This window comes from Streptomyces sp. NRRL WC-3618 (assembly GCF_001280005.1).
GTDB lineage: Bacteria > Actinomycetota > Actinomycetes > Streptomycetales > Streptomycetaceae > Streptomyces.
The window spans coordinates 1-301 of sequence record NZ_LGDW01000369.1 but is presented as its reverse complement, the minus strand read 5'-3'; the positions used below and the strand labels follow the sequence as shown (position 1 = coordinate 301).

The window sequence follows — 301 nt, the reverse complement described above, 5'->3', positions numbered from 1 at the left end:
GGCCACGTCGAACTCGTACTCGATGCCCTTGCGCTGCTCGGGCCTGGTGCCGACCTGCTTCGGCTTGCCGTTCTCCAGCACCCACTCCGTGTAGGAGCGCATCGAGGCGACGACGTGGCCGGGGTAGGCGAGGAGCGCGGCGGTCGTCTCGGGCCGGACGCTCACGGCCGGCGGGTACGGGCCGCTGCCGTACATCAGGTGGTCGAGACTGGCGATGCTGACGCCAGTGTGCTTGCTGATGGTGGCAATGCCCATGCCGGTGGCCTGGATCGCGGCGACGTGCGCGCGGGCCGGGCCGGCG

Annotated in this window: 1 pseudogene; it reads right to left on the bottom strand. The window is 71.4% G+C overall.

The features are described 5' to 3' along the window. A pseudogene (locus ADL01_RS45485) lies at nucleotides 1-301 on the bottom strand (hypothetical protein); the annotation flags it as partial.